Below are 25,611 nucleotides of genomic sequence, written 5' to 3' on the forward strand. Positions count from 1 at the left end.
TGAAATAGTCCTATCAAATTGTTTTTGAATGACATCCACCGCTGGCCCACGGCCGGCGACCGGACGCTACACTGACCCGCCGTTCCGGAGGCCCGCGCTGGACAGCGTTAATCCAAGCCGCCTGCAGTTGCCGCCCGGACCGTGGAGCAGCGTGCTCGAATGCCTGTGCGCGCGGTTTCCGGCGATTCCGCGCGCCGTGTGGCAGGACAGGTTCGCGCGCGGTCGCGTGCTCGATGGCGACGGTCGGCCGCTGCCCGTCTGTGCGCCGTACCGGGTCGGGGCGCAGGTGCGCTACTTCCGCGAGGTGGCGGACGAAGCGGACATCCCGGTGAAACACGCCATCGTGTTCGCCGATGCGCATCTGCTGGTGGCCGATAAGCCGCACTGGCTGCCGGTAACGCCGGCGGGGCGGTTCGCGCGCGACACCCTGCTGGCGCGGCTGGTGCGCGAGACGGGCAACCGCGATCTCGTGCCGCTGCACCGGATCGATCGCGCCACCGCCGGCCTGGTGCTGTTCTCGGCCGATCCGGCGACGCGCGATGCCTACCAGGCGCTGTTCCGCGATCGCCGGATGGGGAAACGCTACGAGGCACTCGCGCCGGCGTTGCGGGAGCTTGCATTTCCGCTGGTGCGGCGTTCGCGCATCGTGCGCGGCGACCCGTTCTTCCGCATGTGCGAAACCGGCGGCGAACCCAACAGCCAGACGCGCATCGACGTGCTGACGCGCGGACCGCGGCTGTGGCACTACGCGCTGGAGCCGGTGACCGGGCGCAAGCACCAGTTGCGCGTGCACATGGCGGGGCTCGGCGCACCGATTGCGAACGACGCCGTCTATCCGGAGCCCGCGCCGCGGGACACACCCGACGACTTCGCGCGACCGCTGGCCCTGCTCGCGGCCGGCCTGTGCTTCGACGATCCGCTGGACGGACGGCGGCGGGACTTCCGCAGCGCACTGTCGCTGTCGCTGTCGCAAACCCCGGATTGAGACGCCGCCCCATCGCGTGCAAGCGGCCGCGATGGCCGTCGCCCTTTGCGCACCGCCGACCGGACGCGGCCTTCCGGACCCGTCCCGTGAAACATCCCCGCCTCGCGGCCGCACGGTCGTGGCGCGGATCGCCCTGCGCCTGAGGCGCTGAAGTGGTTGCCGCAATGCCGGCGCGGCGGCGTGTCGATCGGAGGCGGTCCTGTTCGTCGATACTCCAACGCGCAGATCGCGTCCGTCCAGTCAGGAGCCACGCATGTCCGAGACACCCCGCACCGCGCCGCCGCAGCTCTATGCGCATCCGTTTTCGTCGTATTGCCAGAAGGTGCTCATCGCGCTGTACGAAAACGACACGCCGTTCGAGTGGCGGCTGCTGTCGGGCGACGATCCGGCGACGCAGGAGGAACTCGCGTCGCGCTGGCCGCTGCGGCGGTTTCCGATGCTGGTGGACGCGGGTCGCACCGTGGTCGAGGCGAGCATCATCATCGAGCACCTCCAGATCCACCATCCGGGCCCGGTGCGCCTGCTCCCGGCCGACCCTGCGGCGGCACTGGAGGTGCGGACGATGGATCGCTTCTTCGACAACTACATCGCGACCCCGCAGCAGAAATTCGTGTTCGATGCCCTGCGCCCCGCGGCCGAACGCGATCCGCGCGGTGTGCGCGAGGCCGGCGAAATGCTCGACACGGCCTACGCCTGGCTCGACCGCAGCCTGGCCGGGCGCACCTGGGCGGCCGGCGACGCGTTCAGCCTCGCCGATTGCGCGGCCGCGCCGGCGCTGTTCTACGCGGACTGGACGCGGCGCATCGATCCGACCTTCGCCAACGTCATCGCGTACCGCAAGCGGCTGCTGGCGCGCCCCTCGTTCGCCCGTGCGGTGGACGAGGCGCGGCCGTACCGCGCGTGGTTTCCGCTCGGTGCGCCGGACCGCGACTGAGGCGCCTCCCGGAACGCATCGATCAGCGTGCGTGCAGGTTCACCCATTTCACGTACGCGTCCATCCAGCCCTGCAGGAATTTGCGGCTGTCGGCGCCGATGTTGCCGTCGTCGTCGAACAGTCCGTCCTTGGCCTGGACGAAGGCTTCGGGCTGGCCGAGCGTGGGAACGTCGAGATAGGCGAGCACGTTGCGCAGATGCTGCTGCGCGAGCGCGGTTCCGATGGCGCCGATCGAAACGCCGATGACGCCCGCCGGCTTGCCCGGAAAGGCGCTCTTGCCGTACGGGCGCGAGGCATGGTCGATGGCGTTCTTGAGCACGCCCGGAATCGAGCGGTTGTACTCGGGCGTGACGAACAGCAGACCGTCCGCTGCGGCGATCTGCGCCTTGAGCCGTTTGACCGATGCGGCCTGGTCGGCGTCGTCGTCCTGGTTGTAGAGCGGCAGGTCGCCCAGTTCGAGCAGGTCGAACTCCAGTTGCTCCGGCGCCAGACGGGCGAGCGCCAGCGCGAGGCGACGGTTGAAGGATTCGCGGCGCAGGCTGCCGACGAGGACGGCGATCTTGCGGGTGCTCATGCGGGCGGTCTCCGGTGCGGTCGGGTGCGTCAGCATACCTGCGCACGCCGGCGGCGACGCCGAGCGGGCCGGCCGTGTTCACGCCGCAGCCGCCATCGGCCGGCGATATCACTACACTGGACCGCCTCCTCTGCGACACGGCGATGACCGCACCGATCCGCCTGGACAAACGCGTGGCCGAACTGCGGCACTGTTCGCGCGCGCAAGCGCAGCGGCTGATCGAGGGCGGCTGGGTGCGCGTCGACGACGCCGTGGTCGAGGCCTGTCAGGCGATGGTATCGACGCAGCGGGTGAGCGTGGATCCGCAGGCTCGGCCGGACGCCATCGCGCCCGTGACGCTGCTGTTGCACAAGCCGGCGGGCGTGGACTCGGTCGCCGCGGCTGCGCTGGCGACCGCCGCCGCGCATGCCGCGGACGATCGCTCGGGCGTGCGGCCGCTCGGGCGGCATCTCCATCGGCTGGTGCCGCTGATGCCGCTCGATGCCGATGCGGACGGCCTGATGGTGCTGTCGCAGGACGGTCGCGTGGTGCGGCGCCTGAGCGAGGATGTCGCCTCGCTCGAACAGGAGTTCATCGTCGAGATCCGCGGCGAGATGGCGGTGTACGGCCTCGCCCGGCTCGGGACGGGGTTGCGCTACCGCGGCCGCATCCTGCAACCGGCGAAGGTGAGCTGGCAGAACGAGGTGCGCCTGCGGTTCGCGCTCAAGGACGTGCAGCCCGGACAGCTGCGTTTCATGTGCGGCGAGGTGGGTCTTGACGTGGTGGCGATGCGGCGGATCCGCATCGGCCGCGTGGTGCTGGGCAAGATGCCGGCGGGCCAATGGCGTTACCTGCCGCCCGGGGATCGGTTCTGACGGTGCGTGCGCTGGGACGCGATTCATGCCGCCCGCACCATCCTGTGCGACCGCTGCCGGAGATCACCGCCATGCCGTTCACGGACACGTACGCCACCGTCGAACCCTCACGCGCGCAGGTCGATGCCCTGCCCGGCCTCACGGTGCTCGAATTCGGCGCGCCGTGGTGCGCCCACTGCCGCGCCGCGCAACCGCTCGTTGCGCAGGCGCTCGCCCCGATGCCGCAGGTGCGCCACATCCGCATCGAGGACGGTCCCGGGCGGCCGCTGGGGCGCAGCTTCCGCGTCAAGTTGTGGCCGACGCTGATCGCCGTGCGCGACGGCGTCGAACTCGCCCGCGCGGTGCGACCGGCCACCGTGGACGCGGTGGCCGGCCTGCTGCCGTCCGCGTGAGGCCGATCAGCGCCGGCGCGGCGCGCCTTCGGGCTGGTACACGCTGAGCATGTTCCGGTCCGGGTCGACGAAATCGAGCGAGAGCCCGCCGTCGGGGCTCTCGCTGACCGGCACCACGATCTCGACGCCGCGCCGGGCCAGCGCATCGGCGTAGTCGTCGATCCCGCCGTCGAGGCCGAACACGACCACCGGCGACTGCCCCACCGGCACCTCGCGCACGATGAACACCAGCGTCACCTGGCCCAGTTGCGCGATCGCGAACGGTCCGTCGTGTCCGTCCATCGCCTGCACGGGCAGGCCGAGCGTGTCGCGGTAGAACGCCACGGTGCGGTCGAGCGCGCGCACGAAGAAGACGATGGCGCCGACCTTGCAGTTATCAAGCATGGGAAATCCTCCTTCGGTGTGGTCCCGTGCCGTTGTTGCCGGACGGGGCCCCGGTGTGAGCATCGTTCCGGATCACCAGCAGATGCCCGTCGCAGTCGTGCGTGGCAAGTCCGGGCCGGTCGGCCAGGGCCGCGCGCAGCGCGCGCCGCACGAGGCCGAACTGCAGATCGACGCTGCGTGCGGGGTCGCGCACATAGGCCAGCGCGAGCGCCTGCGCACGCAATGACGGCGCGAGCGTGCTCAGGCGCCTGCGGATCGAGGTGAGGCGCTGGCGAAACGCGGCCGGAGACAGTGCGAGGATCCAGCGGATTTCGCTGCCGTCCAGTCCATGCAGTGCCAGCAGCGCGACGCGGCGCGCCGCCGGCGGCAACAGCGCCAGCAGTGCGGCCGCGTCCGGCGGAGCGGACTCCATGCTGCCGTCCTCCGGCACCTCCGCCGCTTGTTCGCGCCTGCGCCGCCGCACCGCGCTTCGCACCGCCAGCGCGGCCTGCCGCTGCAGCACGCCGGTGAGCCACGGCAAGTCGTTGCGCCGGGACTGCAGCGACGCCAGCAACACGTCCTGCACCAGATCGTCGGCGTCCGCGGCGCTGGCGGTGACGCGCGTGGCCATGCGGCGCAGCGCGTGAATGGTGTCGATGTCCATGCGCGATTCTGCCATCGGCAGCTGCGTTGCGGCGTGGCATGCCGGAGTCGTTACACTGCCCGGCCGTGCCGCGCGCGGCGCTTCGCACGCGGACGGATCGGAGATGGACGCATGCTGTGGATCGCCGTGTTCGTGCTGCTGGTCGTGGCGCCGCTGCTGCTGGGGCTGGCCGGCGTGCGGCGCGCCTCGCGCAACGACGTGCCGACACCGGCCTGGTCGTGGCGCCTGAGCGTGGCTTCGATGCTGCACTACACCCTCGCGTTCAATCTGACGTTTTTCGTGCAGGAACTGTTTCTCGTCGTGCCAAAGGCACTGACGCCCGGGCTGCGACCGACGCTGTTCCACAACAACCACGGCTGGGACGGCGAACACCCGCTCGCGCGCCTGTTCCAGGGCACGGGCGCGGCCGCGACGCTGGTGCTGGGCATGGCGTGCGCCTGGCTGCTTCGCAGCAGCCGCGTGCGTCGTACCGGCATGCGCCTGTTCCTGTTGTGGATGGCGTACTGCGGCGTGCTGATGGCCCTGCCGCAGGTGGTGATCGGCACGTTGAGCGAACGCAGCGACGTCGGCATGGCGATGGCGTTCTTCGGTCTGCAACCGACCACGACGACGGCGCTCGCGCTTGTTGCGCTGGCCTGCATCGGCGCGTTCGCGCTGTGGCTGCTGCCGTCGCTGCTCGGATTGGCGACCCCGGCGGACGTCGCCGGCGCGGCCGGGCGCACGCGCTTCGTCGCGCTCGCCGCGGCGCTGCCTGCGCTGCTTGCGATCGCACTCATCGTGCCGTTCCGCGTACCGCGCGAGGCGATCGAGGTGGTTCTGCTGCCCGTGCTCGTGACCGTGCCAGGCCTTGCGTGGATGCTTGCGGGCGCGTGGCGCGGGCGCGTGGCGGTGAATGCGGCGCCTGCTCCGCAGTCGATCGCGGCACCGTCGATCGCGGCGCCACTGATCGCGGCGACCGCCCTGCTCCTCGTCTTCCAGTGCGTGCTGCGGCCCGGCGTGGCGTTCTACTGACGAATGCGAACGCCCGGCGACGGCTAGCCGCGCCAGTTGGCGTGCGTGTCCCAGAACGCCACGGCGCGGCGGTAGGCCGCGCGATCGATCGGCACGCCCGAGCCGCCTTCTTCCACGCCCAGCGCATTGCGCAGCATCGTGATCGGCGCCATCGGCGTTTCCTGCGGCTGCGCCGTGTACATGCAGCCGACCACGCCCCACGACGCATCGATCGCCGTGCCCTCGCGCGCGAGCTGCTCGCGGCTGTAGAGGATCGCGATCAGATAATCGGCCACCGGAGGGTCCACGCCTTCGAACCACCGCACCAGCATCGGCAACTCGTCGGCGGTGCGCGCTTCGTACGCCGAACGCAGCAAATGCCGGTTCGCGGCGGTGATCGGCATGGCGAGCAGGCGTGTCGACGTCCAGTTGCGATGCACATGCAGCTTGCAGAACGGCGCGTAGCCGTCGAGCACCGCCTGCGGCGTCACGGTATTGAGATGCGTCTCGAACTCCTCGGCCGATACGTCCTGGATGGTGTTGCGGCGCGGCTGGACCGGAAACAGGCGGGCCCGGGCGAAGGGCGTCAGGACGATGGACACGGCGGCTCGCAGGCGCAAGGCGGAGGCAGGGCGCGATCCGGACGCATCACATGTTGCGCCGGTATTCGCCGCCCACGTCGTAGAGCGCGTGGCTGATCTGACCCAGGCTGTGCGTCTTCACCGCGTCCATCAGCGCGGCGAACACGTTGCGCCGCTCGCGCGCCGTCGCCTGCAGCCGTCGCAGGCCATCGTCGCCGGATGACGGAGACGCGCCGCCGGCCAGCGGATTGCGCAGCGCCTGGTAGCGGGCCACGTTGTCGATCTGCTGGTTCTTTTCCTCGGGCGTGGAGCGAATCAGCTCGATCTGCGTGACGATGTCGCCGCCATGCTCCTTCGGCAGGAAGGTGTTGACACCCACCAGCGGCAGCGAGCCGTCGTGTTTCCTGTGCTCGTAGTACATCGATTCTTCCTGGATCTTGCCGCGCTGGTACATCGTGTCCATCGCGCCGAGCACGCCGCCACGCTCGCTGATCGCCTCGAATTCCTTGTATACCGCTTCTTCGACGATGTCCGTGAGCTTGTCGACGATGAAACTGCCCTGCCACGGATTTTCGCAGAAGTTCAGGCCCAGTTCCTTGTTGATGATCATCTGGATCGCCACCGCGCGCCGCACGGATTCTTCCGTCGGCGTGGTGATGGCTTCGTCGTAGGCGTTGGTGTGCAGGCTGTTGCAGTTGTCGAATAGCGCGTACAGCGCCTGCAGCGTGGTGCGGATGTCGTTGAACTGGATCTCCTGCGCGTGCAGGCTGCGACCGCTCGTCTGGATGTGATACTTCATCATCTGGCTGCGTTCGTTGGCGCCGTAACGCTCGCGCATCGCGCGCGCCCAGATGCGGCGCGCCACGCGGCCGATCACGGTGTACTCCGGGTCCATGCCGTTGCTGAAAAAGAAGCTCAGGTTGGGCGCGAAGTCGTCGACCTTCATGCCGCGCGCGAGGTAGTACTCGACGATGGTGAAGCCGTTGGAGAGCGTGAAGGCGAGCTGCGAGATCGGGTTCGCGCCGGCCTCCGCGATGTGGTAGCCGGAGATCGACACCGAGTAGAAGTTGCGCACGTTGTTGTCGACGAAAAACTGCTGGATGTCGCCCATCATCCGCAACGCGAACTCGGTGCTGAAGATGCAGGTGTTCTGGGCCTGGTCTTCCTTCAGGATGTCGGCCTGCACGGTGCCGCGCACGGTGGCGAGCGTCCTGGCGCGAATGCGTGCATAGGTGTCTGCGTCGAGCAGCTGATCGCCGGTGATGCCGAGCAGCTTCAGACCCAGGCCGTTGTTTGTCGGCGGCAGGTCGCCGTGATAGCGCGGCCGCGGCTTGCCGTCGAACCATGCGTCGATCTTCGCCTGTGCCTGCGCCCAGCGCTGCGGGTCTTCCTGCAGGTAGAGCTCGACCTGCTGGTCGACGGCGGTGTTCATGAACATCGCGAGCAGCATCGGCGCGGGACCGTTGATCGTCATCGAGACGGACGTGGTCGGCGCGCAGAGGTCGAAGCCCGAGTAGAGCTTCTTCATGTCGTCGAGCGTCGGGATGTTGACGCCGGAGTTGCCGATCTTGCCGTGGATGTCCGGACGCGGCGCCGGGTCCTCTCCATACAGCGTGACCGAGTCGAACGCCGTGGAAAGCCGCGCCGCCGGCTGGCCGACGCTCAGGTAATGGAAGCGGCGGTTGGTGCGCTCGGGCGTGCCTTCGCCGGCAAACATGCGGATCGGGTCCTCGCCGCTGCGGCGGTACGGATAGACGCCCGCGGTGTAGGGATAGCTGCCCGGCAGGTTTTCCTTGCCGAGAAACACCAGCAGTTCGCCCCACGAGGTGTAGGTGGGCGCCGCGATCTTCGGGATCTGCTGGTGGCTGAGCGACGTGCGGTAGTTGTCGCCGGTGATCTGCTTGCCGCGCACTTCGTAGGTGAAGTGTTCGTCGGTGATCGACTTGAGCCGCTCGGGCCAATCGCGCAACAGTTTGAGGTTGTCGTTCGTGAGCGACTGCACCGCATCGTTGTAGCGCTGGCGCAGGGTCAGCAGCGCGCGGTCGTCGACGGCGCCCGGCGCGATGTCCGCGGATGCGTAGATGCCGAGCGCCGCCGGCAGCGCGTCCTCGCCGATGTCGCGCAGCGACTGCCAGTAGCTTTGCGCGCGGCTGGCGGCGTCGGCCTGCTTCCGGATCGACGCGTTGATCGCCCTGCCCTGCTCGGCGATCTCGGCGAGGTAACGGACACGCGCGCCCGGGATCAGCACGGTGGCGCGCGGTTCCTTGAGCGAGGTGTCGAGCGACGGTTCGAAATTGCAGCGCCCGTGCCCGACGTGCAGCTTCTCGCGCAGCAGCCGGCACAGATTGACGAACATCCAGCTCACGCCCGGATCGTTGAACTGGCTGGCGATGGTCGGATACACCGGCACCTGCTCGTCCGGCACTTGGAACGCCACGCGGTTGCGCTTCCACTGCTTGCGCACGTCGCGCAGCGCGTCCTCGGCGCCGCGCCTGTCGTACTTGTTGAGCGCGATCAGCTCGGCGTAGTCGAGCATGTCGATCTTCTCGAGCTGGCTCGCGGCGCCGTACTCGCTGGTCATCACGTACATCGGGAAGTCGACCAGATCGACGATCTCCGAATCGCTCTGGCCAATGCCCGCGGTTTCGACGATGACGAGGTCGTAGTCCAGCCCCTTGAGGAACGCGATGCAGTCGCGCAACACGGCGTTGGTGGCGACGTGCTGCCGCCGCGTGGCCATCGATCGCATGTAGACGCGCCTGCTGCGCAGCGAGTTCATCCGGATGCGGTCGCCGAGCAGCGCCCCGCCGGTGCGGCGGCGCGTCGGGTCGACCGAGATCACGGCGATCCGCATCTGCGGGAACGCGGCGAGGAAGCGGTTGAGCAGTTCGTCGGTGACCGAGGACTTGCCGGCCCCGCCGGTGCCGGTGATGCCGACGACCGGCGTTGCCGGCCGTTGAGATTCGTGATTGGTGATTCGTGACTCGGTAACGCGCTTCGCCCAGATTTTGCGCAGCATCGCGAGTTCGGCTTCGGAAAAGGCGCCGTCTTCGATCGCGCTCAGCACCCTGCCTATCCCGATCTCATCATCGAGCGAAGGCATACCGGCAGCGCGCTCCTGCGAATCACGAATCGCGAATGACGAATCCCGGCCTGTCGCCGTGCGACGGACGACATCCTCGATCATCTGCACCAGCCCCATGTGCATGCCGTCGTTCGGGTGGTAGATGCGCTCCACGCCGTAGGCCTGCAGTTCGCGGATCTCTTCCGGCGTGATGGTGCCGCCGCCGCCGCCGAACACGCGGATGTGCGAGGCGCCACGTTCGCGCAGCATGTCGACCATGTACTTGAAGTACTCGACGTGGCCGCCCTGGTAGCTCGACAGCGCGATCGCGTCGGCATCTTCCTGCAGCGCCGCGCGCACCACGTCCTCGACGCTGCGGTTGTGGCCCAGATGGATCACCTCGGCGCCCTGCGACTGGATCAGGCGGCGCATGATGTTGATGGCCGCGTCGTGGCCGTCGAACAGGCTGGCGGCGGTGACGAAGCGCAGCGGCGTGGTGGCCGGTGCGATGGCTGGGATGCTGGAGGCGGTGGTGCTCATCGCTGGCTGACTCGGGAAGCGTCGAGACAGCGATTGTAGCGCGAGTGGTCTCGCGCCCTGGTCCGGGCGCGTGCTCGCGGCCGCTCGGAGAAGAACGAAATCCTCCACGCCGTCGTGCCGGCGTTCGTCGGGAGCCAGCGACTTTTCGCGTTCTTGCGACACAGGCAACGCGAGCAACGTCACTCGGTCCCGGCGTTCGCCGGGACGACGGAACGAGGCGCGCAGCAAACGAGGACGAATGTCGCCCCGGCGTCGGTCAGCCGTGTCGGGCGTCCGCGCTGGCCAGAATCATTCGAGCCCGTCGCCGAACAGATGGATGTCGACGAAGCCCGGCGCGCCGACGAACAGGATCGATGCTGCGTCGTCGCGGTAGTTGCCGCGCTCGCCGGCATCGATCGTCAGCTCCCAGGTGTCCGCCGCGATCTTTCTCGCGCCGGCGAAGGTGTACCAGCCGAACGAGCCGGCAACACCCGGCTGCAGCGGACCGTAGTTGCGCCAGACCCAGTCCGGATCGCTGTCGTCCGCGCCGTGGAAGGTGACGGTCACGCGCGCGCGTTCGCAGTCCGGCAATTCGAAACGCAGCACGCCGCGGTCGAACAGCGTCGCCGCCACGCCGCGCGCGACATCGTGCGGCAGGCGGCCGCCGGCGATCGCGTGGGCGTTGTTGATGCGCGCGCATGTGCCGGCGAGCGGCAGGACATCGAGCGTGATGGCGGGCGGCGGCGCCGCGCCGCGGCCGGGCGCAGCGTCGGCGATGCCGAAGAACGAGGCCACGTCCGACTCGCCCGCGTCCTGCACCCCGTTGCCGTTCGCATCGCCACCGTTCGGCGCGGCGTCTTCGACCGACGTGACGGCGCCGTCGCTGTCCTCGTCGGCCACCTGGGTGAATTCCCAGAGCCCGCCGGGTGTGCCGGCGAGCAGCCGCGTGGCGTCGTGCGGGTCCACGGTCAGCGCGGTGGCCGCGTCGACGGGCAGCCCGATGCTGAAGGAATTCCACGTCAGCCCGCCGTCGGTGCTGCGGTAAACCCCGCTCGGATCGGCCGGCGAACCGCCGCCGACACCGGCGTAGACCGTGTCCGAATCCGATGGATCGACCACGAGCGCACGCACGTCGGCACCGGCGACGCCGACGCTGACCTCGCTCCACGACGCGCCCGCGTCGATGCTCTTGAACACGCGGCCGCCGCTGAAGTCGTAGGAGTCGCGGTAGCCGCCGGCGTACAGCACGTCCGAGTCGTTCGGGTCCATCGCCAGCGCCAGCACGTTGTAGTGCGAACTGCCCGGACCACCGACGCGTGCAAGCCCGCCGCTCGCATGCACCCACGTGGCGCCGCCGTCGGTGGACTTGAAGATGCCGTTCGCGACGGTGGGTTCGGGGCATGCGGGATCGGTCTGGTTGAGCGTGAGCCCCAGGTACAGCGTGTCCGGCGAGCGTGGATCGATGACCAGCGGGACCGCGATCTGGCTCGTCGGGCACGGTCCCGCGAGCGACGGCAGCGGCAATCCGATGTCCGACGCCGCCCAGGTCAGGCCCGCATTGGTCGACTTGTAAACCCGGGCGGCCTCGTACACGCCGGAAGTGTGGTTCGCACGGCCGCTGGCGGTGACGTACGCGGTCTGCAGCGGTCCGGCGGTGCACGGGCCGCTTGCCGGCGGCGAGGCGCACGAGCGCGGATCGAGCACGATGTTGCGCACCGTGCCGATGTAGCGCGTGCCGAAATACGTGGCCGGCAGGCCGGCGTCGATGGTGCTCCACGTCACGCCGCCGTCCGTGCTCTTGTAGATGCCGCCGTCGGTGTTGGACGGATCCGGCGCCACGCCCAGCCGGCGCGAACTGCCGACCGCATAGACGTGCGTGGTCGCCGTCGTGGCGGCCGTGGTGGGATCGATCGCCAGACCGCGCAGCTGCACCGCGTCGAGTCCGCCGTTGGAGCGCGTCCAGCTGCCGCCGCCGTCGTCGCTGCGCCAGAGCGTGGCCGACGGCGAAGTGGCATCGCCGTAGCCGACCAGGATGCGCGACGCCGCGAGCGGATGCACCGCGATGGCGCGGACGTTGCTGCTGATCATGCCGGTGTTGATCGCCGAGAACGTGGCGGCGGCATCGTCGCTGCGATACACGCCGCCGTGCTCGGTGCCGACCCAGACCCGGTCGTCCACCGGAAAACCGGACGCCGGCACCACCGTCACGAGCGCATCGGGGCGCGTGCCGTCGGCACTGAGGCCGCTGCCGTGCAGGGTCCAGGTGGCGCAACCGTCGGTGCTCGACGCGAGCGCCTCGCCGGTCGCCAGCCACAGCCTGTCGGGATCGCCCGCATCGACGGCCAGTTGCCGGTGGTTGCCGGGCGTTGTCGCGCATTCGATCCAGGAGCCGCCGGCGTCGTTGCTGCGATAGACCGCGCCGTTGCTGGCGAAGTAGATGCGATCGGCGTCCGCGGGCGCGGCTTCGAGGTCGCCGTCCCCGTAGGACACGAAGCCGGCGAATCCCGGCAGGTCGGCCGTCGGCGTCCACGTGCCGCCGTTGTCGTCGCTGCGGAATACCTGCGCGGTGAACGGCGGGACCGCCTGGCCGTAGGCGGCGTACAGGCGGCTGCCCGCGGCGTGCTCGATGCGCGCCATGTCCACACCCGCCGGCAGGCCCGTCCCCGCGGCGGGCGCGAAGCTCGCGCCGCCGTCGCCGCTGGTCAGAACGCCGACCGAGGTCGCGAGCGCCAGATGCTGGTCGCCGCCGGCGCGCAGCGACAGGTCCAGCAGGTAGGCGCCGGGCGGCAGCGACAGACCGGTCGGCGACCAGCCTGCGCCGCCGCTGCTGCGGAACAGCGTGCCGGCATCGGGCGCAACGAACATCGCGTCGCCGGTGTCGGACGCGACCAGGCCGTACGGGTACTGGTAGAGCAGTCCGTCCTCGAACCGGCTCCAGCTGTCGCCGCCGTCCGTGCTGCGGTACAGACCCCCGCGCGCGGCGAGCGTGAGGGTGCCGGGGGCGGTCGGATCGACGACGATCTGCATCGTCGCACCGCCCTCCGGGCCGGTCGTCGTCCAGACCCCGGGGCCGGCCTGGGCCACGCCCGCGGCGGCGGCCAGCAGCGCCAGCATGCATCGTTGTGTCTTGCGCATCTCGTCCTCCGGACGCGGAACAGTGCGGAATCTGGAACCTGCTTACGTGGAAACGCGCCGGGCTCCGACATCGTCACGGCAGCCGGGCGCGTGCGGCGTCAGCCCGGGGCGCGGATGTCGACCGGCGTGACGAAGTCGTAGCGCAGTTCCGTGCGGTTCTTGCCTTTGGCGTCGGTGGAGATCATGCGGATCGGCAGCCCGGTGTCGCCGCAGACCGACAGCTCCACCGTGCTGCGTGCCTTGAATCCCATGAACTTGCCATCCGTGACGTAGCGGTAGCCCTTCGAGACGCAGCCGTCGATGGTCTCCTCGCCGGTGGCCTGCACGTCCTGCACGTAGCGCTCGCCGTCCTTCATCGACTCGAACGTGATGTTCTGCACGAGGCGGCTCATGTCCATCGGCAGCCGCATCCACTCGTTGCCAGTGCGCATCCAGCTGCCGCCCGGCAGCACGATCGTTTCCGAATCCGGATTGGTCATGTGGAAGCTTCCGGGCAGTTTTACCGCGGTCCGGGTTTCGTAGGGCTTGCCGCGCACCTGGGTCACCATCGTGACGTGATAGGCCCGCTTCGCGAGCGCCGTGTCGAACGCCGCGATGACCTCGTCGCGGGCATCGGCATGGGCAGCGGACGCAAACAGGGTGGCGAGAACCAGCACGGCGGTGGCGAACTGTGGCATCGGTGGACTCCGGGTCGGGTGGACGAAGGAACTGTCGTGCGCGCTCCGGCATGGTGGCGCACATACGCAAAACGGTACGGCGCGGGGCACCGCATCGGGACATGGCTTTGCCGGGCCGTTGCACTAGACTGGGCGCCCACCGCGACCGGCCCGCCTCCGGGAATCGGCCGTTTTCTTTTTCCAATCATTAGATTGCAACAACTTTCTGCGAAACCGGATGACATCTCGTCCGGCGCTCGCCGCGCAGACACGGAGTCGACGATGCTGTTTGAAACCCTGGGTACGTTCGGTCACGAGCAGGTGGTGTTCTGCCACAACAAGGACGCCGGCCTGAAGGCGATCATCGCGGTGCACAGCACCGTGCTCGGCCCCGCGCTGGGCGGCCTGCGCATGTGGCCGTACGAAAACGAACAGGCCGCGCTCGACGACGTGCTGCGCCTGTCGCGCGGCATGAGCTACAAGAACGCGGTGGCCGGGCTCAACCTCGGCGGCGGCAAGGCGGTGATCATCGGCGATCCGCACCAGGACAAGTCCGAAGTGCTGTTCCGTGCGTTCGGGCGCTTCGTCGATTCGCTGTGCGGACGCTACATCACGGCCGAAGACGTGGGCATCGACGTCAACGACATGGAGTACATCCTCAAGGAAACCGACTTCGCCACCGGCGTGCACCAGGTGCACGGCGGCTCGGGCGATCCGTCGCCGTTCACCGCCTACGGCACGATGCAGGGTCTGCTGGCCTCGCTGCAGGCGAAGTTCGGCGACGAGGATGTCGGCGCACGCAGCTTCGCGGTACAGGGCCTAGGTCATGTGGGCCTCGAATTCGTCAAGCTGCTGCGCGAGAAAGGCGCCAAGGTGTTCGTCACCGACATCCACCAGAACCGCATCGACGAGGCCGTGGACCTCGGTGCCGAGGCCGTGGGCACCGACGAGATCTACGATGTGGACGCCGACGTGTATTCGCCGTGCGCACTCGGCGGCACGGTGAACGAGCAGACCCTTCCGCGCCTCAAGGCAAAGATCATCTGCGGCGCGGCCAACAACCAGCTCGCCTCCAATGCGATCGGCGACGAAGTGGAAAAACGCGGCATCCTCTACGCGCCCGACTACGCGGTGAACGCGGGCGGCGTGATGAACATCAGCCTGGAGATCGACGGCTACAACCGCGAGCGCGCGCTGCGGATGATGCGCACGATCTACTACAACGTCGGCCGCATCTTCGAGATCGCGCGGCGCGACAGCATTCCGACCTACATGGCGGCGGACCGCATGGCGGAGGAGCGCATCCAGAAGATTGGGCGGTTGAAGCTGCCGATGGGGCGGGCGCAGCCGAAGTTCCTGGGGCGCATGCGCGGGCAGTGAGGTTTGCGGTGGGGTGAGGCGGCGCTCTGCGCGTGCCCCCTTCCGCCTGCCGGCACCTTCCCCCGCTACGCGGGAGAAGGATTCCTTCGATGATGGCTGCGACAGCGAAGACGGTGAGGATTGTCCCGCACCTACATCGGAGCGTTCCTTCTCCCGCGCAGCGGGGGAAGGTGCCGGCAGGCGGAAGGGGGTGCTCCCGATTCCTCGTCCGCGCCTGCGTCCCCGCACCACCCCACCCCAACGACCAATTTGCGGCGCCGCATCATCGGTGCTGAAATTGCGGGTTCAGGCCCCATCTGCTGGGCTCCACGAACCGGAGTGTCACCATGACCGACGTCGTCATCGCCGGTGCCAAGCGCACCGCCATCGGATCCTTCCTCGGCCAGTTCACCGGCGTGCCGACACCCGCGCTCGGTGCGGTCGCGATCCGCGCCGCGCTGGAGCAGTCCGGCATCGCCGCCGACGACGTGAGCGAAGCGATCGTCGGCTGCGTGCTGCCCGCCGGCCTGGGCCAGGCCCCGGCGCGTCAGGCCGCGCTCGCGGCAGGACTGCCCACCTCCACCGGCTGCACCACGCTCAACAAGGTCTGCGGCTCGGGCATGAAGGCGATCATGCTCGGCAGCGACCTGATCCGGGCCGGCTCGGCCAGCGTGGTGGTCGCCGGCGGCATGGAATCGATGACCAACGCGCCGCATCTGCTCAACGGCTCGCGCACCGGCATCCGCTACGGGGCCGGCGAACTCGTCGACCACATGGCGTGGGACGGCCTGACCAATCCGTACGACAGGCAGTCGATGGGCGTGTTCGCGGACGCCACGTCCGAGAAGCTCGGCTTCACGCGCGAGGCGCAGGATGCCTATGCGGCCGAGAGCGTGAAGCGCGCCCTCGCGGCACAGCAGTCGGGCGCGTTCGACGCGGAAATCGCCGCGGTGACGGTGTCCGGCCGCAAGGGCGACGTGGTGGTGACCTCCGACGAGCAGCCGGGCAAGTGCGACATCGGCAAGATCCCGTCGCTGCGCCCGGCCTTCAACAAGACGGGCACGGTCACCGCCGCCAGCTCGTCGAGCATTTCCGACGGCGCCGCCGCCGTGGTGCTGCTGTCGGCGGACGACGCGAAGGCCCGTGGCGTGACGCCGCTGGCGCGCATCGTGGCGCATGCGGCGCACGCGCAGACGCCGGAGTGGTTCACCACGGCGCCGGTGGCGGCCATTTCCAACGTGCTGGCAAAGGCCGGCTGGACGGTGGACGACGTCGACCTGTTCGAAGTCAACGAAGCCTTCGCCTGCGTCGCGATGGCGCCGATGAAGGAGCTGGGCATTCCGCACGACAAGCTCAACGTCAACGGCGGCGCCTGCGCGCTGGGCCATCCGATCGGCGCCACCGGCGCGCGCCTGGTGGTGACGCTGCTGCACGCGTTGCGCGCGCGCGGGCTCAAGCGCGGCGTGGCCGCGCTGTGCATCGGCGGCGGCGAAGCGACAGCGATCGCGATCGAGTGTCCATGACCGGCGAGCCGCTGCCGCGAGGTTGTAATTTGCAAGATCGCTGAGCGCGGGGGATGATGTCGTGCGACGCGCCAAGGGGGCGCGCTCGACATCGACCCATCGCATCGATCAACTCGGAGATTCGCGCACATGTCGCTCAACAAGACGCTGCTCGCCGCTGCCCTGGCCCTGACCCTCGTCGCCTGCAGCGAGCAATCGCAGGAAACCGCAAAACAGGAAGCGGCCCAGGCCGTGGATGCCACCAAGGAAGCGGCGAAGGACGCCGGCGCCGCCGTGAGCGCAGCCGCCTCCGACGCCGCCGCCGCCACCGGTGAAGCGGTGGACGCCGCTGCGGCCAAGACCGGTGAGGTCGCAAGCGACGTCGCCGCCAAGACCGGCGAGGCGTGGGAAGCGACCAAGGACGCCACCGCCGAAGTGGCTGCGGATGCCAAGGACATGGCAGCGGACGCCGGCGCCGCGATGAAGGAAGCCGGCAGCGACGCGATCGACGCCACCAAGGAAGCCGCCGCGACCGCATCCGACAAGGTCGATGCCGCCGTCACCACGCCGGCCGAGAAGAAGGACGGCGAGGGCTGATCGACCGCCTCTCCCGTCGAGCACGAAGGCGCGCTCTTGCGCGCCTTCGTCCGTTCTAGCCCGAGGATCGACCGATGCGCCGCCGTCCTGCCGCCCTTCGCCCGCTCTGGCTCGCCGCCGTGCTCGTGCTGTGCGGCTGCGAACGCACGGTGTTCCAGTCGCCGCCGTCGGCCAGCGCGCGGTGCGACAAGGCACTGGTGGGGCACTGGGTGTCGGAAGGCGACGAAGGCGGCCACGACGGCGAGCTGATCGCGCATGTCGACGCGAGCTGCACCTTGCGCGTCGAGCAACCGAGCGACGGCGGCGTGAAGCGATCGGCAAGCACCACGCTGCGTTCCGACCGCCTCGCCGGCGGACACTATCTCTGGATCGATGCCGCATGGGCGCACGCCGCGTTCGACGTCCAGGCCAGTCCGCTCGACCGGCCCGGCGACATCTACCTGCTCTCGTACACCAGCACCGGCCGCGACCGCCTGACGCTCTACGCGGTGCGCCATCGTGCGCTCGCGCATCGCGTGCTCGACAAGGACATCGCCGGCGAACTGCTCGCGCGCGAGAACGCCCTCGCCGTGCGCATCCCGGGCGACAGCGCCGCCACCGCCGCGCTGCTGCGCAAGTACCGCCTGTTCGACACCAGCAACGGCATCGGCTTCCGCCGCGCCGGCGACGGAGCGGCCACGCGCTGAGCCGCCCGCCGCGGCGCATCCCCCGGCGCCCCGCTACAATGGCGGTTTCGCGCACACGGATCTTTCCGACATGAAATTGCAGGATGTTCGCGCCGTCGTCAGCGGCGGCGTTTCCGGCCTCGGTCTTGCGGTCGCACGGCGGCTCGTCGTCGAAGGCGGCAAGGTCGCACTGTTCGACATCAACGACGAAAAGGGCGCCGCCGCCGTGGCCGAGCTCGGTGCCGAGCGCGCGCGCTACTTCCGCACCGACGTCACCGACGAGGACAGCGTTGCCGCCAACGTGGTCGCGGCGAAGGAGTTCCTCGGCGGCGTCAACGCCGCGATCGGCTGCGCAGGCATCCTCGGCGCCGGGCGCGCGCTCGGCAAGGACGGCCCGATGCCGCTGAAGGGCTTCGCGAGCACGATCGCGGTCAATCTGATCGGCACCTTCAACCTCGCCAAGGCCGCCGCCGACGCGATGCAGCACAACCCGCCGGGCGACGACGGCGAACGCGGCGTGATCGTCAACACCGCGTCGATCGCGGCGTTCGAAGGCCAGATCGGCCAGGTCGCGTACTCGGCGTCCAAGGGCGGCGTGGTGGCGATGACGCTGCCGCTGGCGCGCGAATTCACGCGCATCGGCGTGCGCGTGATGACCGTGGCGCCGGGCGTGTTCCACACCCCGATGGTCGACGGCATGCCCGAGCAGGTCTACCAGTCGCTCTGTGCCCAGGTACCCTTCCCGCCCCGCCTGGGCCAGCCGGACGAATTCGCCGACGCGGTGGCGTGGATCCTCACCAACCGCTACCTCAATGGCGAGACCATCCGCATCGACGGTGCGATCCGGCTCGCGCCCAAGTAACCGGGAATCGGGAATCGGGAATCGCGACAGCGCCCGACTCCTGCCCCACCCGCTCCGCTTTCAACGATTCCCCACTCCCGACTCCCCACTCCCGGTCTTCCCAATGAAAGCATCCGAAGTCAAGCGCGGCTACGTCGTCGAACACAACAACACCGTCTACCAGGTGCGCGACATCGAGCGCAGTGCGCCGACCGCGCGCGGCGGCAACGTCACGTTCCGCTTCACGATGTACAGCATCCCCGGCGGGACCAAGTACGACCTGAGCCTGCGCGCCGACGACGACCTGAAGGAGGTCGATCTCGCGCGCCGTCAGGCGACGTTCTCGTACAAGGACGGCGATGCGTTCGTGTTCATGGACGACGAGGACTACACCCAGTACGTGCTCGGCCCGGAAATCGTCGGCGACAACGGCGTCTACATCACCGACGGCCTCGGCGGCAGCTTCGTGCAGATCATCGACGACCAGGCCGTCGGCCTGCAGTTGCCGCAGAGCGTGGTGCTGGAGGTGGTCGACACGCCGCCGGAGCTCAAAGGCGGCACCGCCACCAAGCGGCCCAAGCCGGCTACGCTCAGCACGGGTCTGGAGATACAGGTGCCCGAATACATCACCAACGGCGAGAAGATCTGGGTGAACACGGTGACCGGCGAGTTTGCCGGGCGCGCGTGACGGTCTCCGCGAACGGTCGCATCGGGCGTTTCCTTCTCCCTGCGGGAGAAGGTGCGCGGCAGGGCGGATGAGGGAATCACCTCGCAGGTCCACGTCCGCTGCAATCGATGCGCGCGGCGGATGATTGCGGTGCGAAAGGACTGCGGCGCCCGTCCCTCATCCGCCTTCGGCACCTTCTCCCGGCGGGAGAAGGAAGAGCGTCAAGTCGTGCATCCGCCGTCGCCTCCTCCGGACGGCACAAGCAGACGCAACCGGTCGCTAGCGAACGATACTGCGGCTGTCCAGCCGCTGCGCAAACACCCACGCCCACAGCTCGGGCATCGCGTACGCCGGATCCCAGCTGTTGTGGTTCGCGTCGGGGAACTCGGTGTAGCGCGGTGTGCCGCCCGCGGCGCGCAACGCCGCCACGATGCGTCGCGAGTTGTCCGGCGGCACCAGATCGTCGCGTGCGCCGTGAAACAACCACGCCGGCACCGTATGCAACCGTCGCGCGAGCTCCGCGTACGGATCGGCCGCACCGCGCAGCGGCGCGACGAACAGGTCGTCGTAGTTCGGCGGGTTCTCGATCCCGCCGCACACCGGCACCAGCGCCGCGAACCGCGCCGGATGCAGCAGCGCCAGTTCCCACACGCCGTAGCCGCCACGCGACATCCCGGTGAGGCAGGTGCGCGCGGCATCGCCGCCGAATTCGCGTGTCGCGTTCTCCAGCGCGGCCATCGCATCGGCGGCCACATCGCCACTCCAGTTGCGTTCGAGCGGCGCCTGCGGGAACACCGCGATGGCCGGGAAGTCCGGCATGCGCGCCAGCTGCGGGCCCAGACCCGAGCGCGTCTGCGCCACGTTGTCATCGCCGCGCTCGCCCGAGCCGTGCAGGAACATCACCACCGGCACGAGCGTCGCGTCGCGGCGGCGCGGAGCGAACACGCGGTAGGCGACGCTGCGACCGTTGCGCCGCACGCGGCGTGGCAGGAATACGTCGGCCGACGGTGGCGGACCGGCGACCGTCATGCAGCCCGGCAGGACACCCAGGCCCGCACAGGCGAGTCCCGCCGCGAGCAGACGCCGCCGCGGCGACACGCTCCCGTTCCGATCGCACGCCTGCAGATCCATCCCCGACTCCTCGTCGAAGCGTGCATCGCGCGCGGCACTCATGCCGATCGCGCCAGCCAGGCCGCAGCCATGCGCCGCATCGATGCGTCGAGCGAGCGATCGCCGGGCATCGCCGCAATCTCGCGCCACGCGAGCGCCAGCGATTCGTCGCTGACGGTGAACGCTTCGCTCGCGCCGGCGCGCACCACGTAACGCACGTCGTAGTGCCAGTGTTCGGGCGTGTCGCCGCGGGCCGGAATGCGGTGCCGGTCGAGATCGAAGATGTCCGGTTCGATGGTCAATCCGGCCAGGCCCGACTCCTCCTCCGCCTCGCGCAAGGCGGAAGCGGCGAGGTCCGTGTCGCCGTCGGCATGGCCGCCCAATTGCAGCCAGCGGCCGAGCTTGCGGTGATGCGTCAGCAGCACGCGCCGGCCGTCGCCGCTCACCAGCCAGCACGAGGCGGTGAAGTGGCCGACGCGGTGCGTGCGCTCGAACACCTCTGGAGCCGATGCGAGGAATCGGAGGAACAGCGCAGCCACCTCGCGCTCGGCCGGGCAACGTGCGGCGTGCTGTCTGATCTGCGCGGCGGTGTCGGCGAAAGCGGGGTTCACTGGGCGTTGGCGCCTCCGGAGCGGGGAGGAAGTATGCCGCGGCGACACCGCCGCGTCGTCCTAGCGCACGGCCTTGCCGGGCGTGTCAGCGCAGGTTAAGGTGCATCGATTAGGGGAACGGACCCGCGTCCGGACCGACAATTCGAAACACGCACGGGGAAGTCGCATGCTCAAGAACCTGTTGGCCACGAAACCGGTGGCGCCCGCCGGCCATGTCGATGCCGGCGAACCCGTCGAAGGCTCGCTGCAGGGCGAAACCGCGCTCAAGCGCACCCTGACCGGCAACCAGCTCATCATGCTGGGCATCGGCGCGGTCATCGGCGCGGGCATCTTCGTGCTCACCGGCCACGCCGCGGCCGAGCATGCCGGCCCCGCGATCGTGCTCAGCTTCGTGCTCGCCGGCATCGCCTGCGCGCTCGCGGGCCTGTGCTATGCCGAGTTCGCGGCCATGCTGCCGGTGTCGGGCAGCGCCTACTCCTATTCGTACGCGACGCTGGGCGAATTCGTCGCCTGGTTCATCGGCTGGAACCTCGTGCTCGAATACCTGTTCGCCGCCTCCACGGTGGCCGTGGGCTGGTCGGGTTACCTCAACAGCCTGCTCGGCTCGTTCGGTCTGGCGCTGCCGGCGGCGCTCGCGGCGGCGCCGCTGAACGTGGTGGACGGCAGCCTCGTCTACACCGGCGGCATCATCAACCTACCGGCGGTGTTCATCATCGCGGCCATCAGCGGGCTGTGCTACGTCGGCATCACCCAGTCGGCCTTCGTCAACTCGATCATCGTCGCGATCAAGGTCACGGTGATCCTGCTGTTCGTCGCCTTCAGCCTGCAGTTCGTCAATCCGGACAACTGGGTGCCGTTCATCCCGGAAAACCAGGGGCCGGGGCGCTACGGTTTCGACGGCATCGTGCGCGGCGCGGCGGTGGTCTTCTTCGCCTACATCGGCTTCGACGCGGTGTCGACCGCCGCCGGCGAGGCGAAGAACCCGCAGCGCGACATGCCGCGCGGCATCCTCGGTTCGCTGCTCATCTGCACGGTGATCTACATCATCGTCTCGGCGGTGCTGACCGGCATGCTGCCCTACTCCCAGCTGAGCACGCCCAAGCCGGTGGCCACGGCGCTGGAAGCCTATCCGAGCCTGCTGTGGCTCAAGCACGTGGTGGAGCTGGGCGCGATCGCGGGTCTGAGCTCGGTGATCCTGGTGATGCTGATGGGCCAGCCGCGCATCTTCTACGCGATGGCGCAGGACGGGCTGCTGCCGCGCTTCTTCGGCAAGGTGCATCCGAAACACCAGACGCCGTACATCGGCACGATCATCGTCGGCGTCGTGGCCGCGGCACTGGCCGGGTTCCTGCCGATCGGCCTGCTCGGCGAGCTGGTGTCGATGGGCACCCTGCTCGCCTTCGCCACGGTCTGCATCGGGGTGATGGTGCTGCGCCGCACGCGCCCGGACCTCGCGCGGCCGTTCCGCGTACCGGCCGCGTCCATCATCTGCCCGCTCGGCGCGGCTGCGTGCCTGTACCTCTTCTGGCAGCCGTTCTCGCAGCACTGGCATCTGATGGTGGGCTGGACCGCGATCGGCATGGCGATCTATTTCCTCTACGGATACCGCAACAGCAAGCTCCGCAAGCGCTGAGCCATGACGGCACCCGCAAAGAAGATCGGCCCGTTGCTGGCCACCTTCGTGGTGGCCAACAACATGATCGGCTCGGGGTTCTTCCTGTTGCCGGCGACGCTTGCGCAGTCCGGCGCCGTCACGGTGCTGAGCTGGCTGATGACGATGGTGCTCGCGCTGGTGCTCGGCGGCGCCTTCGCCCGCCTGGCGCGCGACTATCCGAGCCTGGAAACGCCCGACGATTACGTGCGTCCGGCGCTCGGGCGCGATGCTAGCTTCCTGGCCACCACGCTGTACTGGGTGTCGTCGTGGATCGGCAACAACGCCATCGCGGTGGCGGCGTTCGGTTATCTGATCATGCTGCTGCCGTTCGACGGCAGCAATCCGGCGGTGCAGGTCGCAGGCCAGGTGGTGCTGATCTGGATGATGTTCGCGATCAACCTGCTCGGGCCGCGGCCGGTGGCCCGCTTCCAGTCCTTCTGCGTGGTGTTCGGCCTGCTGCCGGTGGCCGTGGTGCTGATCTTCGGCTGGGGCAGTTTCGATTCGGCGATGTATCACGCCGCGTGGAACACCACCGGGGAAGCCTGGAACGCCCCCGACGGCGGCGTTCCGGCGCCGCGCTCGGACATGGCCCTGGTGTTCACGTCGCTGGCGCCGATCTTCTGGGCGTTCGTGGGGCTCGAAACCGGCGCGATGGTGGCCGGCATCGTGCGCGATCCGGCGCGCGACGTGCCGCGCGCCACGCTCGCCGGCATCCTGATCGCGGGGACGGTGTACTTGGTGTCGTCGGTGCTGGTGATGGGCATCGTGCCGGCGTCGACGCTGGCCGGGTCCAGCGCCCCGTTCGCGCTCGTGGCCGGCGAGATCTTCGGCCCTTGGGCGATTCCGGTGATCGCCGCGGCGGCCGCGCTGAAAGCCACCGGCACGCTTGGCGGCTGGATGCAAGTCTCCGGCGAATCGGGTGCGCGTGCGGCGCAACGCGGTTTCCTGCCCGCCGTGTTCGGACGCTTCAACCGACGCGGTGCGGCGGCGTGGGGGCTGGGCATCGTCGCCGCCGCGATGAGCGGCATCGCGCTGCTGACGCTGTCGCCCACCGTCGCGGACCAGTTCGGCCTCATCGTCGAGATCGTCGTGATGATGGTGGTGCTCGCCTACGCCGCGGCAGGCCTGAGCCTGCTGCTGGGCACCGCGCAGCGGCGTCCGAACGGCCAGGACCGCCTGTTCGGCATCGGTGCACTGCTCGCCTGCGTGCTGCTGCTGGCTTCGTATCCGCTGTCGATGCTGGGCGGTGGCGTCGTTGTGGTGGCCGTGGTGTGGGGCGCGTTTCGGCTGTTCGGCCCCAAGGCCTGACCTCGGTCGCCGGTTCGGCCGGCCGCTGCCCAGCCTAGTTTCCCTGGGCCGGATCCGGCGGTGACCCGTCGGCGACCGGATCGGCCGCCGGCGGACCCTCGTCCTCGCTTTCCAGGCGCCGGTCCGACAGCTGCTTGCGTGCGCTCGCGCCGAGCGTGCGCAGCTTGTCCACGCGTCCGAGCAGGTTGCCCTTGCCGGTGCTGATGCGCTTGACCGCGTTTTCGTGCGAACGCGCGGCGCGCGCGAGCTGTTCGCCGACGGCATCGAGTTCGGATTCGAGCAGCACGAAGCTGTCGTGCAGGGCCCCGGCCTGACGAGCGATTTCCTGCGCGTTGACGTTGCGGTCCTCCAGTTTCCACAGGTGGGCCACGGTGCGCAGCGTCGCCAGCAGGGTGCTCGGGCTGACGAGCGCGATATTGCTCTTGAGCGCGTGGGCGTAGAGGCCGTCGTCGATTCGCAGCGCCTCGATCCACGCCGCCTCCACCGGCACGAACATCAGCACGAAATCAACCGTGCGCAGGCCTTCGACGCGGGTGTAGTCGCGCTTGCCGAGCCCGTCGATGTGGCGCTTGAGCGATTCGACGTGCGCCTTCATCGCCATCGCGCGTTCGGCATCGTCGGGCGCCGCGCAGGCGCGGTCCCACGCGATCAGCGAGACCTTGGCGTCGATCACCAGATCCTTCGCGTCGGGCAGGCGCACCACCACGTCCGGACGCGGGCGGCCGCCCTCCTCGTCCTGGAACACCATCTGCAGCTCGTAGCCGCGACCCTGCTGCAGGCCGGACATCTCCAGCACGCGTTCGAGCACGAGTTCGCCCCAGGCGCCCTGGGTGCGGCTGTCGCCTTTCAGCGCGCGGGTCAGGTTGGCGGCCTCGGCCGTAATCTGCCGGTTGAGCTGCTTGAGCGAGTGGATCTCGACGTTGGTATTGGCGATGGTCTGGCTGAACTGCTGCAACTGCTCGCGCAGCGGCGCCAGCAGGCCGCCGAGCTGCTTCTCGCTGCGTTCGCCGAAGGCGCGCGACTTTTCCTCCAGCAGCGTGGTGGCGAGGTTGCCGATCTCGGCCTTGAGCCGGACATCGAACTCGCGCAGCCGCGCGTCGGTGGCGGATTTCTGTTCTTCGAGCCGTGCGGCCAGGTCCGCGGCCAGGGACTTGGCCTGGCTGCGTTGTTCGCGCGAGATGCGGAGCTCCTCGGTCAGTGCGGCGAGCTGGCGCTCGAGTCCGGTGACGCGCTCGGCCTGCGCGGCGAGGCCGGCGCGCTCGTCGGCGAGGGCGTCTGCGCGTTGGCGCAAGGTGTGAATGGTCTGGTCGGCGGCTTCGAGCCGGGCTGCCAGATCGTTGCGCTGGGCCTGCGTGGATTGCAGGTCGCGTGCGAGCGCGACGAGTTCGGGCTCGCGCGCCTCGCGACCGCGGGCATGCGCGCGCGGCACGAGCAGCAGTCGGGCGAGGACGATGCCGAGCAGGACGGCGGCAAGCGCGACGAGTATCAGCGTGACGGGAGTCTCGAGCATGTCTGGATTCTAGCGGCGGCGACGTCGCAGGAGCTGCGATCGGTGCCGCCGGCGCCGTGGCGAGGGCTCGCCCGGG

General features: G+C 69.2%; 23 protein-coding genes. 13 read left to right on the top strand and 10 right to left on the bottom strand.

Annotation, left to right across the window (positions count from 1 at the left end; genetic code table 11):
• The first annotated feature begins 127 nt into the window (after positions 1-127).
• The gene (locus HNQ52_RS00465; protein WP_246387446.1) at positions 128-985 is read left to right on the top strand and encodes a pseudouridine synthase; all 858 of its coding nucleotides are present in this window, start codon (positions 128-130) and stop codon (positions 983-985) included.
• Between the two features lie 253 nt (positions 986-1,238).
• The gene (locus HNQ52_RS00470; RefSeq protein ID WP_183958691.1) at positions 1,239-1,919 is read left to right on the top strand and encodes a glutathione S-transferase family protein; all 681 of its coding nucleotides are present in this window, start codon (positions 1,239-1,241) and stop codon (positions 1,917-1,919) included.
• A 22-nt stretch (positions 1,920-1,941) separates the two neighbouring features.
• Here the strand turns inward: HNQ52_RS00470 and HNQ52_RS00475 are convergent, their stop codons facing one another.
• A complete protein-coding gene (locus HNQ52_RS00475; RefSeq protein WP_183958692.1) occupies positions 1,942-2,493 on the bottom strand; it encodes an NADPH-dependent FMN reductase in 552 nt (183 codons plus the stop codon).
• Between the two features lie 143 nt (positions 2,494-2,636).
• Here HNQ52_RS00475 and HNQ52_RS00480 point away from each other — a divergent pair, with 143 nt between their 5' ends.
• Positions 2,637-3,347, top strand: a complete 711-nt coding sequence (locus HNQ52_RS00480; RefSeq protein ID WP_183958694.1) for an rRNA pseudouridine synthase — start codon at positions 2,637-2,639, stop codon at positions 3,345-3,347.
• 71 nt (positions 3,348-3,418) lie between these two features.
• Positions 3,419-3,739, top strand: a complete 321-nt coding sequence (locus HNQ52_RS00485; RefSeq protein WP_183958696.1) for a thioredoxin family protein — start codon at positions 3,419-3,421, stop codon at positions 3,737-3,739.
• Between the two features lie 6 nt (positions 3,740-3,745).
• Here HNQ52_RS00485 and HNQ52_RS00490 read toward each other — a convergent pair whose 3' ends face one another.
• Together HNQ52_RS00490 and HNQ52_RS00495 are read right to left on the bottom strand one after the other, a co-directional pair.
• Entirely contained in the window at positions 3,746-4,123 is a 378-nt protein-coding gene (locus tag HNQ52_RS00490; RefSeq protein WP_183958698.1) for a VOC family protein, read from the bottom strand.
• Complete coding sequence (locus HNQ52_RS00495; RefSeq protein ID WP_183958700.1) at positions 4,116-4,781, bottom strand: RNA polymerase sigma factor; 666 nt, start codon at positions 4,779-4,781, stop codon at positions 4,116-4,118. The genes HNQ52_RS00490 and HNQ52_RS00495 overlap by 8 nt, the downstream gene beginning before the upstream one ends.
• Positions 4,782-4,877: 96 nt before the next feature.
• On the opposite strand from HNQ52_RS00495, the gene HNQ52_RS00500 reads away from it, so the two are divergent.
• On the top strand, positions 4,878-5,777 hold the full coding sequence (locus HNQ52_RS00500) for a hypothetical protein (RefSeq protein ID WP_183958702.1): 900 nt from the start codon (positions 4,878-4,880) through the stop codon (positions 5,775-5,777).
• A 23-nt stretch (positions 5,778-5,800) separates the two neighbouring features.
• Here HNQ52_RS00500 and HNQ52_RS00505 read toward each other — a convergent pair whose 3' ends face one another.
• The 4 genes from HNQ52_RS00505 to HNQ52_RS00520 form a co-directional block, all read right to left on the bottom strand.
• Positions 5,801-6,358, bottom strand: a complete 558-nt coding sequence (locus HNQ52_RS00505) for a DUF3228 family protein (protein ID WP_183958704.1) — start codon at positions 6,356-6,358, stop codon at positions 5,801-5,803.
• 46 nt (positions 6,359-6,404) lie between these two features.
• Complete coding sequence (locus HNQ52_RS00510; RefSeq protein ID WP_183958706.1) at positions 6,405-9,941, bottom strand: methylmalonyl-CoA mutase family protein; 3,537 nt, start codon at positions 9,939-9,941, stop codon at positions 6,405-6,407.
• A 288-nt stretch (positions 9,942-10,229) separates the two neighbouring features.
• The gene (locus HNQ52_RS00515; protein WP_183958708.1) at positions 10,230-13,055 is read right to left on the bottom strand and encodes a WD40/YVTN/BNR-like repeat-containing protein; all 2,826 of its coding nucleotides are present in this window, start codon (positions 13,053-13,055) and stop codon (positions 10,230-10,232) included.
• 98 nt (positions 13,056-13,153) lie between these two features.
• Positions 13,154-13,732 carry a hypothetical protein gene (locus tag HNQ52_RS00520; protein ID WP_183958710.1) on the bottom strand — a complete coding sequence of 193 codons (579 nt, stop codon included), beginning with the start codon at positions 13,730-13,732 and terminating at the stop codon, positions 13,154-13,156.
• Positions 13,733-13,993: 261 nt separating this feature from the next.
• On the opposite strand from HNQ52_RS00520, the gene HNQ52_RS00525 reads away from it, so the two are divergent.
• The 6 genes from HNQ52_RS00525 to efpL all read left to right on the top strand — a co-directional run bounded on the left by HNQ52_RS00525 (position 13,994) and on the right by efpL (position 19,363).
• Positions 13,994-15,091: a Glu/Leu/Phe/Val dehydrogenase gene (locus tag HNQ52_RS00525; protein ID WP_183958712.1), complete on the top strand. Its 1,098-nt coding sequence runs from the start codon at positions 13,994-13,996 to the stop codon at positions 15,089-15,091.
• A gap of 326 nt (positions 15,092-15,417) precedes the next feature.
• Positions 15,418-16,593, top strand: coding sequence for a thiolase family protein (locus tag HNQ52_RS00530; protein ID WP_183958714.1), 1,176 nt, complete (start codon positions 15,418-15,420; stop codon positions 16,591-16,593).
• Positions 16,594-16,722: 129 nt separating this feature from the next.
• A complete protein-coding gene (locus HNQ52_RS00535) occupies positions 16,723-17,169 on the top strand; it encodes a hypothetical protein (protein ID WP_183958716.1) in 447 nt (148 codons plus the stop codon).
• Between the two features lie 74 nt (positions 17,170-17,243).
• Positions 17,244-17,855, top strand: coding sequence for a hypothetical protein (locus HNQ52_RS00540; RefSeq protein WP_183958718.1), 612 nt, complete (start codon positions 17,244-17,246; stop codon positions 17,853-17,855).
• 70 nt (positions 17,856-17,925) lie between these two features.
• Positions 17,926-18,696, top strand: a complete 771-nt coding sequence (locus HNQ52_RS00545; protein ID WP_183958720.1) for an SDR family NAD(P)-dependent oxidoreductase — start codon at positions 17,926-17,928, stop codon at positions 18,694-18,696.
• A 103-nt stretch (positions 18,697-18,799) separates the two neighbouring features.
• Positions 18,800-19,363 carry an elongation factor P-like protein EfpL gene (gene efpL / locus HNQ52_RS00550; protein WP_183958721.1) on the top strand — a complete coding sequence of 188 codons (564 nt, stop codon included), beginning with the start codon at positions 18,800-18,802 and terminating at the stop codon, positions 19,361-19,363.
• Between the two features lie 258 nt (positions 19,364-19,621).
• On the opposite strand, the gene HNQ52_RS00555 is transcribed toward efpL, so the two are convergent.
• Together HNQ52_RS00555 and HNQ52_RS00560 are read right to left on the bottom strand one after the other, a co-directional pair.
• On the bottom strand, positions 19,622-20,515 hold the full coding sequence (locus tag HNQ52_RS00555; RefSeq protein WP_183958723.1) for a carboxylesterase family protein: 894 nt from the start codon (positions 20,513-20,515) through the stop codon (positions 19,622-19,624).
• Entirely contained in the window at positions 20,512-21,063 is a 552-nt protein-coding gene (locus HNQ52_RS00560) for an NUDIX hydrolase (RefSeq protein ID WP_425486438.1), read from the bottom strand. Before HNQ52_RS00560 ends, HNQ52_RS00555 begins: the two co-directional genes overlap by 4 nt.
• Positions 21,064-21,229: 166 nt before the next feature.
• Between HNQ52_RS00560 and HNQ52_RS00565 the strand changes: the two genes are divergently transcribed.
• Both HNQ52_RS00565 and HNQ52_RS00570 read left to right on the top strand, forming a co-directional pair.
• Complete coding sequence (locus HNQ52_RS00565) at positions 21,230-22,696, top strand: amino acid permease (RefSeq protein ID WP_183958725.1); 1,467 nt, start codon at positions 21,230-21,232, stop codon at positions 22,694-22,696.
• A 3-nt stretch (positions 22,697-22,699) separates the two neighbouring features.
• Positions 22,700-24,025, top strand: a complete 1,326-nt coding sequence (locus HNQ52_RS00570) for an amino acid permease (RefSeq protein WP_183958727.1) — start codon at positions 22,700-22,702, stop codon at positions 24,023-24,025.
• Positions 24,026-24,059: 34 nt separating this feature from the next.
• On the opposite strand, the gene HNQ52_RS00575 is transcribed toward HNQ52_RS00570, so the two are convergent.
• Positions 24,060-25,535, bottom strand: a complete 1,476-nt coding sequence (locus tag HNQ52_RS00575) for a DNA recombination protein RmuC (RefSeq protein ID WP_183958729.1) — start codon at positions 25,533-25,535, stop codon at positions 24,060-24,062.
• Positions 25,536-25,611 lie beyond the last annotated feature (76 nt).

Origin of the sequence: Chiayiivirga flava (assembly GCF_014202825.1) — a bacterium.
Classification (GTDB): domain Bacteria; phylum Pseudomonadota; class Gammaproteobacteria; order Xanthomonadales; family Xanthomonadaceae; genus Chiayiivirga; species Chiayiivirga flava.

Excerpts from the sequence above, each read along its gene's own strand:
- HNQ52_RS00555 (WP_183958723.1), bottom strand. The coding sequence starts at position 20,515 with ATGAGTGCCGCGCGCGATGCACGCTTCGACGAGGAGTCGGGGATGGAT.
- HNQ52_RS00525 (WP_183958712.1), top strand. The coding sequence starts at position 13,994 with ATGCTGTTTGAAACCCTGGGTACGTTCGGTCACGAGCAGGTGGTGTTC.
- HNQ52_RS00495 (WP_183958700.1), bottom strand. The coding sequence starts at position 4,781 with ATGGCAGAATCGCGCATGGACATCGACACCATTCACGCGCTGCGCCGC.
- HNQ52_RS00535 (WP_183958716.1), top strand. The coding sequence starts at position 16,723 with ATGTCGCTCAACAAGACGCTGCTCGCCGCTGCCCTGGCCCTGACCCTC.
- HNQ52_RS00490 (WP_183958698.1), bottom strand. The coding sequence starts at position 4,123 with ATGCTTGATAACTGCAAGGTCGGCGCCATCGTCTTCTTCGTGCGCGCG.
- HNQ52_RS00475 (WP_183958692.1), bottom strand. The coding sequence starts at position 2,493 with ATGAGCACCCGCAAGATCGCCGTCCTCGTCGGCAGCCTGCGCCGCGAA.
- HNQ52_RS00530 (WP_183958714.1), top strand. The coding sequence starts at position 15,418 with ATGACCGACGTCGTCATCGCCGGTGCCAAGCGCACCGCCATCGGATCC.
- HNQ52_RS00510 (WP_183958706.1), bottom strand. The coding sequence starts at position 9,941 with ATGAGCACCACCGCCTCCAGCATCCCAGCCATCGCACCGGCCACCACG.
- HNQ52_RS00470 (WP_183958691.1), top strand. The coding sequence starts at position 1,239 with ATGTCCGAGACACCCCGCACCGCGCCGCCGCAGCTCTATGCGCATCCG.
- HNQ52_RS00565 (WP_183958725.1), top strand. The coding sequence starts at position 21,230 with ATGCTCAAGAACCTGTTGGCCACGAAACCGGTGGCGCCCGCCGGCCAT.
- HNQ52_RS00540 (WP_183958718.1), top strand. The coding sequence starts at position 17,244 with ATGCGCCGCCGTCCTGCCGCCCTTCGCCCGCTCTGGCTCGCCGCCGTG.
- HNQ52_RS00545 (WP_183958720.1), top strand. The coding sequence starts at position 17,926 with ATGAAATTGCAGGATGTTCGCGCCGTCGTCAGCGGCGGCGTTTCCGGC.
- HNQ52_RS00515 (WP_183958708.1), bottom strand. The coding sequence starts at position 13,055 with ATGCGCAAGACACAACGATGCATGCTGGCGCTGCTGGCCGCCGCCGCG.
- efpL (WP_183958721.1), top strand. The coding sequence starts at position 18,800 with ATGAAAGCATCCGAAGTCAAGCGCGGCTACGTCGTCGAACACAACAAC.
- HNQ52_RS00520 (WP_183958710.1), bottom strand. The coding sequence starts at position 13,732 with ATGCCACAGTTCGCCACCGCCGTGCTGGTTCTCGCCACCCTGTTTGCG.
- HNQ52_RS00570 (WP_183958727.1), top strand. The coding sequence starts at position 22,700 with ATGACGGCACCCGCAAAGAAGATCGGCCCGTTGCTGGCCACCTTCGTG.
- HNQ52_RS00575 (WP_183958729.1), bottom strand. The coding sequence starts at position 25,535 with ATGCTCGAGACTCCCGTCACGCTGATACTCGTCGCGCTTGCCGCCGTC.
- HNQ52_RS00485 (WP_183958696.1), top strand. The coding sequence starts at position 3,419 with ATGCCGTTCACGGACACGTACGCCACCGTCGAACCCTCACGCGCGCAG.
- HNQ52_RS00480 (WP_183958694.1), top strand. The coding sequence starts at position 2,637 with ATGACCGCACCGATCCGCCTGGACAAACGCGTGGCCGAACTGCGGCAC.
- HNQ52_RS00500 (WP_183958702.1), top strand. The coding sequence starts at position 4,878 with ATGCTGTGGATCGCCGTGTTCGTGCTGCTGGTCGTGGCGCCGCTGCTG.